The sequence below is a fragment of the Curtobacterium sp. KBS0715 genome (genome assembly GCF_005938005.2).
Classification (GTDB): Bacteria; Actinomycetota; Actinomycetes; order Actinomycetales; family Microbacteriaceae; genus Curtobacterium; species Curtobacterium flaccumfaciens.
In genome coordinates, this window is sequence record NZ_VCCA02000001.1 from 1,281,511 (window position 1) to 1,293,807 (window position 12,297).

Genomic DNA, 12,297 nt, shown 5'->3' on the forward strand with positions numbered 1-12,297 from the left:
GCCGTCTGAGGCGAGCGGGGTCTCCGACGATCCACAAGTCGTTCGACGCGTGGATCGTCGGAACATGCCCACGCAGCGAGCGAGCGCCAGCGCCGACTACTCCGCGGAGTGCCGCCCGTGCGCGTGCGCGTCGTCAGCGTCCGGCCGGGAGGCGCGGCTCGCCTCCGCCGCATCGGCTCCGGCCCCGTGGGCGTTCGGCTCCACGACCGGGGCGGCGTGGGCAGCCCGGGTCCGGATGGCACCGGTCGTCGTCGGGGGCTCGTCGACCGGCGCAGCCGCCGAGTGCGCACCGTGCGTCGTGGCGTTCGGCAGCGGCGCGCGGGTGTCGTCGACCCCGTTCGGCCGCACCGAGACGTCCGACGCCCCGGCGGCCCGGGCAGACCGAGGCTGCACGTCCGGCGACCTCGGAACGTCGGGCGAGGTCGGGACTCCGGCGGAGGACGACGACCCCGTCGGCACCGGACCGGCCCCAGGTGCGGCGGCGGCAGCGGCTGCAGTGGCGCTCCCGTCCGACCCAGCGCCGGCAGCCGTGCGTGCGGCATCGGCCTGCTCCTGCAGCGCCGAGGTCTTGCGGAGCGGCGGCACCCGGAAGAACCACGTCAGCACGAACGCGAGCAGGATCACCGCGAGGCCGACGTAGTAGACGCGGACGGCCGAGTCGCTGAACCCGACCAGGAACGGACGGCTGAGCCGGGGGTCCGCCCCGTTCAGGAACGACGTGTCGCTCGTCGCCGAGTCGGTGGACGAGCTCGCGGCCGAGTCGCCGCTCTTGAGCTGCTTGATGAGCGTCGGGGCGACCTGGTCGACGACGTTCTCCCGCTGCCCCTTGTCGGAGTAGTCGATCTGCAGCCTGCCGTCGACGACCGAGGCGTTCGCCTTCGTGGCCGCCGTCTCGAGCGCCTGCTGCTCGGCTGCGGGCTTGGCGTCGTCGACCTGCTGGGCGATGATCGTGTCCGCTGCGGCGGCCGGGACGGTCCCCGCGGCGACCTGCTGCTGCACCGCTGCCGTCACCTGCTTGGTCACGGCGGCGTCGGCGGCCTGCTTCGCCTGCGCGGTGCCCTGGTCGAGACCGTCCTGCACCTTCTTCTCCACCGGGTCGACGATCTTCGTCCAGATCTCGTCCATCACGCCCTGGTTCTTCGACGCGTTGGCTACCGAGGGCGTCATCGCGGCGTTGAGCGCGCTCTTCAGGTCGGACTCGTTCTGCATCGCGGCGCTGATGTTCGTCGGCATCAGGGTGAACAGCACGGAGAGCAGGACAGCGGTGCCCATCGTGCCGCCGATCTGGCGGAAGAACGTCGCGGCGCTCGTGGCGACACCGATGTCCCGCGGTGACACCGAGTTCTGCGCGGCGAGGGTCAGCGTCTGCATGAGCTGTCCGAGTCCGAGGCCGATGCCGAACATGCCGAGCATCAGGAACCACAGGGGTCGGTCGGCGGTCAGGAACGTCAGGACCGTGAAGCCGATCGCCGTGAACGCCGTTCCGGTGATCGGGAAGACCTGGTAGTTGCCGGTGCGGGAGATGATCTGGCCGGAGGCGATCGACGAGATCATCAGGCCGAGCACCATCGGCAGCATGGCGAACCCGGACTCGGTCGGGGTCACGCCCTTGACGATCTGCAGGTAGAGCGGGATCGTCAGCATCGCACCGAACATGCCGAAGCCGACGAGCACCGACAGGATCGCGGACATCGAGAACACCCGCGATCCGAAGAGCTTCATCGGCAGGATCGCGTCGTCGCCCATGGCTCGCTCGACGATGATGAACGCGATCAGCCCGAGGGCGCCGATGGCGTAGCAGGCGAAGGCGGCGGGGGAGTCCCAGCCCCACTCGCGGCCCTGCTCGGCGATGAGCAGCAGCGGCACGAGCGTGACGATGACGAGCGTCGCGCCCCACCAGTCGATGCGGGGCTTGCCCCGGTCACCGAACTTCGGCAGGTGCAGGAACGTCAGCACCATGAACAGGGCGATGATGCCGATCGGCACGTTGATCAGGAACACCCAGCGCCAGCCGGCGATGAACAGCAGCTGGTCCGCGCCGGCGAAGACGCCGCCGACGAGCGGCCCGATGACGGACGAGATGCCGAAGACCGCCAGGAAGTAGCCCTGGTACTTCGCCCGCTCGCGTGGGGCGAGCATGTCGCCCATGATCGCCAGCGGCAGGGACATCAGACCACCGGCACCCAGGCCCTGCAGCGCGCGGAACCCGGCGAGCATGAGCATCGAGTCGGAGAACGACGCCGCGAACGAACCGACGATGAAGATGCCGATCGCGGTGATGAAGAGCGGCCGGCGACCGAAGATGTCGGAGAGCTTGCCGTAGATCGGGGTCGTCACCGTCGACGCGATGAGGTACCCGGTGGTGACCCAGGCCTGCTGGTCGAGTCCGTGCAGGTCGTCACCGATGGTGCGGATCGCGGTGCCGACGATCGTCTGGTCGAGGGCACCGAGGAACATGCCGGCCATCAGGCCGTAGATCACCAACAGGATCTGTCGGTGGTTCATCACGACGTTGGACGCCGTGGTGGGGGCCGCGGGGGCGGTCGCCGTCTGGGTCATGAGCAGGGTCTCCCGGGGTACCGATGCGCTGGCAGAACGATTTTTGCGCTGCCTGCAAAGTTACAACTGCCGCAAGTGCTCGGTCGCACCGAGACGGCTTCCTGAGTGGATCGGCAGTCACGGTACGCCCAGTGGGCCCCGGTGGCACACGGCCTGGAGGCCCGGCTCGGTTCCGTCGGACGGGCTGCGGTGTCCGAGACCCGCAGCCCGTCCGACGAGGGCGCTACGCGCCCAGGGCTGCGTCGACGATCTCCTTGGCCTCGCGCTGCACCTGCTCGAGGTGTTCCTGCCCGACGAAGCTCTCCGCGTAGATCTTGTAGACGTCCTCGGTGCCCGACGGGCGCGCGGCGAACCACGCCTTGTCGGTGACGACCTTCACGCCGCCGACGGCTGCGTCGTTGCCCGGGGCCTTCGACAGCTTCGCGGTGATCGGGTCGCCGGCCAGGGTGTCCGCGGTGATGGCGTCGCCGTCGAGCTTGCCGAGGCGGGCCTTCTGCTCCTTCGAGGCCGCGGCGTCGACGCGCTGGTAGACCGGGGCACCGAAGCGTTCGGTCAGCTCGGCGTAGAGCTGCGACGGGGTCTTGCCGGTGACGGCGACGATCTCGGACGCCAGGAGCGCCAGGATGATGCCGTCCTTGTCGGTGGTCCACGCGGTGCCGTCGGTGCGCAGGAACGACGCACCCGCGGATTCCTCGCCGCCGAACGCCACCGAGCCGTCGATCAGGCCGGGGACGAACCACTTGAAGCCGACCGGGACCTCCCACAGGCGACGGCCCAGGGACTCGGCGACGCGGTCGATGATGCTCGACGACACCAGGGTCTTGCCGATCGCGGCGTCGTCGCGCCACTCGGGCCGGTGCGCGTAGAGGTACTCGATCGCGACCGCGAGGTAGTGGTTCGGGTTCATCAGCCCGCCGTCGGGCGTGACGATGCCGTGCCGGTCGGAGTCGGCGTCGTTGCCGGTGAGCACGTCGAAGTCGTCCTTGCGGGCGAGCACCGAGGCCATCGCCGAGGGGCTCGACGGGTCCATCCGGATCTTGCCGTCCCAGTCGAGCGTCATGAACGCCCACGTGGGGTCGACCTCGGGGTTCACGACGGTCAGGTCGAGGCCGTAGTGGTCGCGGATGGCGTTCCAGTACGGCAGCGAGGCGCCACCGAGCGGGTCGGCGCCGATCTTCACGCCGGCACGCTTGATCGCGGCGATGTCGATGATGTTCTCGAGGTCGGCGACGTACGTGTTCAGGAAGTCGTAGCGCTCGGGCTCGGCGTCCTCGGTGCGCTGCACCTCGGCGTTGCCGCCCTCGATGATCGCGTTCGCCCGGTTCGCGATCCAGCTCGTGGCGTCGCTGTCGGCGGGGCCACCGTGCGGCGGGTTGTACTTGAAGCCGCCGTCGCGGGGCGGGTTGTGGCTCGGCGTGATGACGATGCCGTCGGCCGTGTCCGGGTTGCCGGCACGGTTGTAGCGGATGATCGCGTGGCTCAGCGCGGGCGTCGGCACGAAGCCGTCCTCGCTGTCGGCGAGCACCCGCACGCCGTTGGCGGCGAGGACCTGCAGAGCGGTCTGCTCGGCGGGGGCCGAGAGCGCGTGGGTGTCGCGGCCGATGAAGAGCGGCCCGTCGGTGCCCTGGTCGCGGCGGTACTCCACGATCGCCTGCGTGATGGCGGCGATGTGGGTGTCGTTGAAGGCGGTGTCGAGCGACGACCCGCGGTGTCCGGACGTGCCGAACACGACCTTCTGCTCGGGGACCGAGACGTCGGGCACTCGGTCGTGGTAGGCGGCGAGGAGCTCGTCGAGGTCGACGAGGTCGTCTGCGGTCGCTGGGGTGCCGGCGCGGTCGTTCATGCGTCCATCCTGGCATCGGCCGCCCTGGCGCGTTCGGGGGAAGTGCACCGGAGGCCGGGGGAACGCGAGCGAGCGGCCGCCCCACCCGGGTCGAGGGGGGACACCCGGGGCGGACGACCGCTCGCGGTCTGTGGAGGCAGGTGCCTCAGGCGGTGCGGAACGAACCCGTCGCCGTGCGGAACGAGCCGGTCACGGTGCGCGTCGAGGACGTCGCGGTGCCGGGACGGCGGAACTGCGTGTCGACGAAGCGGCCGAGTGCTCGGCCGATGCCGGTGCCGGTGTAGCTGCCGACCGGGCTGCGGGTCGCGTCGCCGGCGAAGGCGCCGAGCTCGGCGCGGGTCTCGAGGCCGGTCACGTAGGCGCCGCCCAGGGGGTTCTGACGGTTCTGCATGGGTGCTCCTCGTCGTCGTGCCGAGGTCCGCGGGTCACCGAGCCGGCGACCGCGACGCCGTCGGCTGGATGACCACCACTCTACGCACTTGTCTTGCATCATGCAAAACAAGAGTGCGTTCTGCGGTCAGATCCACCCTCGGTCCCAGGCCACGGCAGCGGCTGCGACACGGTTGTCGACGTGCAGTTTCGCGATCGCCGATGACAGGTGGTTCCGGACCGTGCCGTGTGCGAGCGAGAGCTCCCGGGCGATCTGCTTCGTCGCGAGCCCGTCGCGGGTGCAGCGCAGGACGTCGGCCTCCCGCGGGGTGAGCGGGCTCTCGTCCTCGGTGAGCGCAGCCGCCGCGAGACCGGCGTCGATGTACCGCTCGCCTGCCGCCACGTCGCGGATGATCTCGGCCAGCCGCGCCGCCGGTGTGGACTTCGGGACGAAGCCTCGGACACCGGCGGCCAGCGCACGTCGGAGGGTGCCGGGCCGCGCGTGGCGGGTGACGATCACCGTGGGCATCGCGTCCGACAGTGCGCGGGCGGCCTCGATGCCGTCGAGGACGGGCATCTCGAGGTCGAGCAGGACGACGTCCGGCTGATGCGTCCGGGCCGCGGCCACGGCTCCTGCCCCGTCGGCGACGTCGGCGACGACCTCGAGGTCGGTTTCCAGGCCGAGCAGTGCGACGAGTGCTCCACGGATGAGTTCCTCGTCGTCGGCGATGACGATCCTGATCACGGGCGCACCGCCGTTCGTGCGGGAACCGGGATGCGCACGAGGAGGATGAAACGGTCCTCGCTCCTGTCGGCGTCGACCGTCCCGCCGTTCGGCGCGACGCGCTGTCGGAGTCCGTCGATGCCGGTGCCGGCGCCGGTGCCGGGACGCTCGGACGGCCGCGGCGCGTCGTTCCACACCGTCAGTCGCCAGGCGTCGCCGTCCCGCAGCAGCTCGATCGACGCGGTGGTCGCGCGACTGTGCCGGATGGTGTTCGTCGCGGCCTCGCGGATGGCGACGGCGAACAGGGCGCCGACCGGGTCGGGCATGCCGGCGGTCTCGATGCGCACCGTGCAGTCGATCCCCGCCGATCGGAGGACGGCGGCGGCGTTCCGGACCTCGACCGCCACGGTGACCGTGCGGTAGCCGCCGACGAGCGCCCGGGTGTCCTCGAGCGCAGCCTGGGCCACCATGCGGATGTCCGACAGCTCCGCTCGGGCGCGCTCGGGGTCGCCGGGAAGCAGCCGTTCGGCGAGCTCGCTCTTCAGTGCGATGACCTGCAGGTGATGGCCCTGGATGTCGTGCAGATCGGTGGCGAACCGGAGTCGTTCCTCGGTGACAGCGAGGTCGGATGCGGTGCGACGAGCGGCTTCGAGCCGGAGCACGACGCGGTGGATCCAGACGACGCTGAGCGGCATCAGGGCGAAGAGCGCGAGGGTCCCGACCAGGACCAGTTCGGCGGGCTCGGCGCGGGCGTCGGCCGCCGCGACGAGCAGCACGACGGTGCCGGCGAGCACGGTGACCCGCGCCCACCCGCGCAGCAGGCAGCCGATCGTGCCGCCCGCGATCGCCAGGGTGAACGACCACGCGGAGCCGGTCGCCGACGGGACGAGCGCGACCACCCACGTGGCGGCCGCGAGCACCAGCAGGGCGAGCACGGCCGGGTGGCGTGCCGACGCCTCGCCGGCGGGGCGGAGCAGCAGCGGGATCGATGCGAGCGCCGCCACCGTCGCGGCGGCGGTGAGCACGACGAGTACGGGGGTTCGTGCCGTCGTCGGGCCGTCGGTCCCGATGAGCACCTGCACGCCGCCGCCCACCAGCACCACGAGCCAGAGCGACGCGACCGAGGACCAGCGGACCACCCGGACGTCGGCGTCGGCGCGGGGCTGTTCCTGCCCGGGTTGCGTCACGCGCCCAGGGTAGCGAGGGTCGCGTCGGTGTCCCTGGCGATCCGTTCGGACAGCGTGTGGTGCAGGTAGTGGTCGCCGACCAGCCCGATCACCCGTCCGTGGTCCACGCTCGCGGCCTGGCGCTCGTGCAACCGGACCCAGTTCGGCACGTCGTTGTCGTTCGTCCGCACGAACAACAGCACCGGCAGGTCCGCGGGGAACCGCGAGTCCTCGACGGACCGGAAGTTCTCCGGCGCGTGCCGCATCTCGTCGATGATCGTCGGGGCGGCACCGTTCTTCGCCGAGAGCAGCTGCATCTGGCGCCTCGTCGCGTCGTCGTAGGCATCGCCGTACGTGTCCGAGGACGCTCCACCGAGAGCGCGCAGCAGACCGAGTCGGTCGAGGGCGACGATCGCGCCGGTCGGGATCGGCTCGTCCCAGCTCGACTGTCGCGGCACACTGCTGTCGATGCCGACGAAGGCGGTCACCTCGTCGCGGTACGCCTTCGTGTAGGGCAGGGCGTAGATGCCCGCGACCGAGTGGCCCATCAACACGTACCGGTCGACGTGCAGGTGCTGCAGGGCCTCGTGGACCTCGCGGGTGATGTTCGCGGCGGTCCGCGGGACGTCGGTCTGGTCGCTGAGCCCGGTGCCGAACGGTTCGACGGCGACGACCCGGTGCGTCCGGGCGAGCTGGTCGATGAGCGGCCCGAAGTCGAGCCCGGGAGCGGCGGTGCCGAGGCCCGGCAGGAGCACGATCGTCCCGGTGTCGGAGTTGCCGGTGCCGCGGACGACGACGTTCATCCGCTTGCCGTCCACGGGCACGCGCTCGCCGTAGTCGTCGATCTCGGACGCTTCGACGTGGGTCGCGACGACGTTGACGACCGTCGTCGTCGCCAGGGCGAGGACCGGGACCGCAACCAGTGCGCCGAGGGTGATCAGGGTGATGCGCAGGGACTTCCGCACGGTGCTCGTCTCGATCGGGCCGCGCGGGGTCCGCGCGGCGGGTCCGATCAGTCAAACGGCGTGGGGCGCGCAGCGGATGTGCCCCGGTGTCACGATCGACCGTGACGGATGTCACGGTCGATCGTGCCGCGGCCCGGTCAGGCGAGCAGCTCGCAGAAGTTCCGGCCCTCGGCCGTCCAGCTCTGCCGCGGGACCATCCCGGCGTCCGCCGCGTGCCGGTGCAGGGCGTCGAGGCCGACCTCGGCCCACGGGAACCCGGCGCTCTCGTTGCCGTCGGCGTCCACCACCCGCGCGGTGTACACGCGGTCGGCCGAGGTTTCGGGGTTCGTCTCGACGATGACCCGGCCGCCGGCTCGTACGATCTCGCGGCAGCGGGCGAGCAGGGCCGTTGGGTCACCACCGATGCCGATGTTGCCGTCGATCACCAGCGCGGTGTCCCAGTGGCCCTCGTCGGGCACCGCGTCGAACACGGAGCCCTGCAGGGCGGTGCCGCCGGAGCGCTGGGCGATGGCCACGGCCTCGGCGGAGACGTCCACGCCGAGCGCCGGGATGCCCCGGGACCGTGCGGCGACGAGCATCCTGCCCGGACCACAGCCGATGTCGATGACCCCGCCGTCGACGTCGTCGAGGAGCGAGCGGTCGACACGGTCGGCGGCGGCGCTCCAACGGCCGACGTCCATCGTGGTGACGGCGTCGGGGCGGTCGGCGTCGGTCAGGCGCAGGTGGCCGTCGGTGCGCAGGGCGCGGGCGTACGGCTCGCCGCCGCCGGCACCGAACGAGACGGGTGCGTGCATGGTCATCGGGTGCTCCCCACGGTCTCGGCACGGAGTGCCCGGGTGAAGTCGGAGTCGGGTGCGAGGTCGGCGACCCGCTCGGCGTCCGGGATCGTGTCGACGTCGAGCAGCTCCCCGAGCACGCCCACGTCGAGTCCGGCATCGGTCAGGCGTGCGAGCTGCACGGCTCCGGTGTCGTCGCGCGACATCGGGACGCCGCGCAGCAGGTCGCCGGTGGGCTGTCGCAGGTACAGCGACCAGAAGCCGCCGTCCTCGGCCGGGCCGAACCAGGCGTCGCGGGCGGCGTCCTCGAACACCGGGGCGAGGTCCGCGGTGGACACCTGCGGGGTGTCCATGCCGACGAGCAGCAGCGGAGCGTCGACGGCGTCGAACAGGAACCCGAGGCGCTCGTCCAGGCCGCCACCGGGCTGGTGCAGCACCTCGAACCCGTCGGCCGCGGCGGGCACGACGTCGCCGTCGAAGAACAGGACCCGGCGGGCCGCGGGCAGTGCGCGGACGGTGGCCAGGGTGTCGGCGAGGCTCGCGGACGCGACGCGTGCGGCGCCCTCGGGGGAGAGCGCCGGCGTCAGCCGGGTCTTCACCTTGCCGGGCAGGCACTCCTTCGCCACGACGGCGACGGTGACGTCGGCGCGCGCAGCGTCGCTGGCGTGGGTGGCGGTCACGAGCGGGCCTCCTCGACCACGGGGGTGGACTCCGCCGCCTGGCGGAGCGGCCCCGGTGCGACGACCCGGACACGGGCCTCCCGGCGGTACGCACGGAGCAGACGGGACATGTCCCGCACCGCGTTGATCGTGCCGCGGAGCGTGCCGGTGACCTTGCTGTCACCGATGCGCTGCGCGTACCCGATGTCGGACTCGTCGACGCGCCAGCCGGCGGCGTGCGCGGCCAGGACCATCTCCAGCGGGTAGCCGCTGCGGCGGTCACGCAGGTCGAGTGAGACGAGGTCCTCGCGGCGCATCACACGCATCGGGCCGAGGTCGCGCAGTCGGTAGCCGGTCGCGCGGTGCATGAGGACGGCGAGGACGCGGTTCGCGAAGCGCGCGTGCGGGGCCCACGCACCGCGGCCGGTCGGGACGCGACGGCCGAGTGCCAGGTCGACGCGGCCACTGGCCACGCGGTCGACCAGGGGCGGGAGCTCGGCCGGGTCCATCGAGGCGTCGGCGTCGCAGAACGCGACGAAGTCGGCGGTCGCCGCGGCGACCCCGGCGGCGCAGGCCGAACCGAACCCCTTGACGGGTTCCGTCACCACGAGGGCACCGTGGGCGCGGGCGACGTCGGCCGATCCGTCGGTCGATCCGTTGTCGACGACGATGGCCCGGTAGCCCGTGGGGAGGCGCGCGATGACCTTCGGCAGGGCATCCGCCTCGTCGAGGCACGGCAGGATCACGTCGACAGTCATGTCCGTCATTCGGTGCGGTCGGTCGGATCGACGGGTCTGTCCTGGCATGCACTCGACACAACACGACGACGCGCTGCGGGGTACAGGAAACTGCCGGGTCCTGGTCGTTCAGCGCGCTCGTCTTGCGTCCGGTCCCCAGAACGGGGGACAGGGTTCGCGAGTGGGTGTCGCAAGACGCCGTCGTGTCGTCGAGACGCCGCCGAATATGGCGGCGTCTCGCGCACCCGGGGGCGTGGTGCCGGCACGACGGCGTCCTGCGGGGCCGTGGGGGCGGGGGCTGCGGACGGGAGGCGCGGGGCGGGGCCGTCACGGGCCTCCCGTCCGGTGGCTGGTCGCGCTCTCAGGCGCGGCCAGCGGTGCGCCGCTCGCGCACGCGTTCCGGCTAGCGGACGGCGCTGCGGAGCGGTGCCGTCGCGAAGTCGCGCATGCCGGCCTCGAAGTCGACCTCGGCGTGCCAACCGAGCTCGGCGGCGATGCGTGCTGAACTCGCGGTGACGTGGCGGACGTCGCCCAGGCGGTACTCGCCCGTGACGACCGGCTGCGGGCCGTCGGGTCCGGCGATCGCGGCGGCCATGTCACCGATGGTGTGCACGGTGCCGGAGCCGACGTTGTACGCGCGGAACGTGTCCGACGGCAGCTCGGCGGTCGCCTCGATCGAGGCGGCGTTCGCTCCGGCGACGTCGTCGACGTGCACGAAGTCGCGTCGCTGGGCGCCGTCCTCGAAGACCCGGGGTGCCTCGCCGCGGGCCAGCGCCGAGCGGAACAGGGACGCGACACCGGCGTAGGGGGTGTTCGCCGGCATGCCCGGCCCGTAGACGTTGTGGTACCGGAGCGCGATCGCGCGGCCCCCGGTGGCACGGGCCCAACTCGAGGCGAGGTGCTCCTGCGCGACCTTCGTCTGCGCGTACACGTTGCGGGGGTCGAGCGCGGCGGACTCGTCGATCAGGCCGGGCAGCAGGGGCTGACCGTCGGGACCGATGGGGTCGAAGCGGCCGGCGTCGAGGTCCTCGCGGCGGCGGGCCGGCGGACGGGTGGGTTCGCCGGAGGCGGTGGTGTACGCGCCCTCGCCGTAGACGACCATCGAGCTGGCGACGACGAGCCGGCCGATGTCGTGCCGGTCCATGCCGGCGAGGACGTGGGCGGTGCCGGCGTCGTTCGACGAGACGTAGTCGGGGGCGTCCTGGAAGTCCACGCCGAGGCCGACCTTGGCGGCCTGGTGGCACACGACGTCGATGCCGTCGAGGGCGGCGTCGAGGGCGACCCGGTCGCGGACGTCGCCGTGCACGAACGCGATGCCCTGCTGCTGGTGGGCGTGGATGACCTCGGCGGGGTCGCCGTGCACGTCGTCGCGCAGGGAGTCGAGGACGCGGACCTCGTGGCCGTCGGCCAGGGCGCGGCGGACGATCGCGGAGCCGATGAAGCCGGCGCCGCCGGTGACGAGGAGGCGGCTCATGCGGTGGGGCCCGTGTTGGGCTGGGCCTGGGTGGCGCTGGCGGCGGTGGGCTGGATCCGCATGATGCTGGCGCTCGCGCTGGTCGGCACGAGCTCACGCGGCGTGAAGTCGGCGGGGATCGCGGCGACGATCTGGCCGATGGCTCGGACGATGACCTCGTTGGCACGGGCGAGGCGTTCCATGACGAGCGCGTGGGTGACGACAGCCCCGGCGTCGTCGACGTCGGGGCCGCTGGCTGCGGCTGCGGATGCGGCGGCAGCTGCGGCCTCGTCCTCGGTCGGGGCCAGGCCGGCGTCGGCGTCGGTGACGAACGACAGGTTCACGGTGGCGATGCCGAGTTCGGCGGCCAGGGGGACCTCGGGCGTCATCGTCATGTTGATCGTGTGGCCGCCGGCCTGGCGGAGCCAGACGGACTCGGCGCGGGTGGAGAACCGGGGACCCTGGATGACGACGCAGGTGCCGGTCGGACGGAACGGCACGTCGAGTCCGGCGACGGCGTCGATCGCCGCGCGGCGGAGCGTCGGGTCGAAGGGGTCGGCGAAGGACAGGTGCTGCACGTCGTCCTCGAAGAACGTGTCGGCGCGGCCCCAGGTGCGGTCGATGAGCTGGTCGGTCACGACGAAGGTGCCCGGGGCGTAGTCGGGGTGCAGGCCGCCGACGGCGCTCGAGGACACGATCGCGCGGACGCCGAGCGAACGGAGCGCCCAGACGTTCGCACGGTGGTTGATGCGGTGCGGGGCGACGGAGTGCTCACGGCCGTGGCGGGTCAGGAACGCGACCCGTCGTCCGGCCATCGTGCCGATGCTGATCGGGCTCGACGTCGGGCCGAACGGGGTCGGGACGTCGAGCTCGTCGGCGGTGCCCTCCTCGAACAGCTGGTAGAGGCCGGAGCCTCCGATGACACCGATCGTCACGGCTTCGTCGTTCTCCACAGGTCCTCCGGTTGGTCGTCGGCGCGGGCTGCGCGCTGGATACGCTACTGACGGCGCCACCGGGCGAACCGGGAGCGGCGCCACCAACCCCTG

At 72.1% G+C, this 12,297-nt stretch carries 11 protein-coding genes; all 11 read right to left on the bottom strand.

The window, feature by feature from the left end:
- Positions 1-96 precede the first annotated feature (96 nt).
- The 11 genes from FFG40_RS06240 to FFG40_RS06290 all read right to left on the bottom strand — a co-directional run bounded on the left by FFG40_RS06240 (position 97) and on the right by FFG40_RS06290 (position 12,204).
- Positions 97-2,559, bottom strand: a complete 2,463-nt coding sequence (locus FFG40_RS06240) for a DHA2 family efflux MFS transporter permease subunit (RefSeq protein WP_138802614.1) — start codon at positions 2,557-2,559, stop codon at positions 97-99.
- 223 nt (positions 2,560-2,782) lie between these two features.
- The gene (pgm, locus tag FFG40_RS06245) at positions 2,783-4,402 is read right to left on the bottom strand and encodes a phosphoglucomutase (alpha-D-glucose-1,6-bisphosphate-dependent) (RefSeq protein WP_071406014.1); all 1,620 of its coding nucleotides are present in this window, start codon (positions 4,400-4,402) and stop codon (positions 2,783-2,785) included.
- 145 nt (positions 4,403-4,547) lie between these two features.
- The gene (locus FFG40_RS06250) at positions 4,548-4,793 is read right to left on the bottom strand and encodes a hypothetical protein (protein ID WP_138802615.1); all 246 of its coding nucleotides are present in this window, start codon (positions 4,791-4,793) and stop codon (positions 4,548-4,550) included.
- A 126-nt stretch (positions 4,794-4,919) separates the two neighbouring features.
- The gene (locus FFG40_RS06255) at positions 4,920-5,516 is read right to left on the bottom strand and encodes a response regulator transcription factor (RefSeq protein WP_138802616.1); all 597 of its coding nucleotides are present in this window, start codon (positions 5,514-5,516) and stop codon (positions 4,920-4,922) included.
- On the bottom strand, positions 5,513-6,682 hold the full coding sequence (locus tag FFG40_RS06260) for a sensor histidine kinase (RefSeq protein WP_138802617.1): 1,170 nt from the start codon (positions 6,680-6,682) through the stop codon (positions 5,513-5,515). Before FFG40_RS06260 ends, FFG40_RS06255 begins: the two co-directional genes overlap by 4 nt.
- Positions 6,679-7,626: an alpha/beta fold hydrolase gene (locus FFG40_RS06265; RefSeq protein ID WP_138802618.1), complete on the bottom strand. Its 948-nt coding sequence runs from the start codon at positions 7,624-7,626 to the stop codon at positions 6,679-6,681. Before FFG40_RS06265 ends, FFG40_RS06260 begins: the two co-directional genes overlap by 4 nt.
- Before the next feature lie 137 nt (positions 7,627-7,763).
- The gene (locus tag FFG40_RS06270; RefSeq protein ID WP_138802619.1) at positions 7,764-8,426 is read right to left on the bottom strand and encodes a bifunctional 2-polyprenyl-6-hydroxyphenol methylase/3-demethylubiquinol 3-O-methyltransferase UbiG; all 663 of its coding nucleotides are present in this window, start codon (positions 8,424-8,426) and stop codon (positions 7,764-7,766) included.
- Positions 8,423-9,082 carry a DUF2064 domain-containing protein gene (locus FFG40_RS06275; RefSeq protein ID WP_138802620.1) on the bottom strand — a complete coding sequence of 220 codons (660 nt, stop codon included), beginning with the start codon at positions 9,080-9,082 and terminating at the stop codon, positions 8,423-8,425. Before FFG40_RS06275 ends, FFG40_RS06270 begins: the two co-directional genes overlap by 4 nt.
- Positions 9,079-9,828: a glycosyltransferase family 2 protein gene (locus FFG40_RS06280; protein ID WP_027465082.1), complete on the bottom strand. Its 750-nt coding sequence runs from the start codon at positions 9,826-9,828 to the stop codon at positions 9,079-9,081. The genes FFG40_RS06275 and FFG40_RS06280 overlap by 4 nt, the downstream gene beginning before the upstream one ends.
- A 373-nt stretch (positions 9,829-10,201) precedes the next feature.
- Positions 10,202-11,272 carry an NAD(P)-dependent oxidoreductase gene (locus FFG40_RS06285; RefSeq protein WP_138802621.1) on the bottom strand — a complete coding sequence of 357 codons (1,071 nt, stop codon included), beginning with the start codon at positions 11,270-11,272 and terminating at the stop codon, positions 10,202-10,204.
- Positions 11,269-12,204, bottom strand: a complete 936-nt coding sequence (locus FFG40_RS06290; RefSeq protein ID WP_138802622.1) for an MTAP family purine nucleoside phosphorylase — start codon at positions 12,202-12,204, stop codon at positions 11,269-11,271. The genes FFG40_RS06285 and FFG40_RS06290 overlap by 4 nt, the downstream gene beginning before the upstream one ends.
- Positions 12,205-12,297 lie beyond the last annotated feature (93 nt).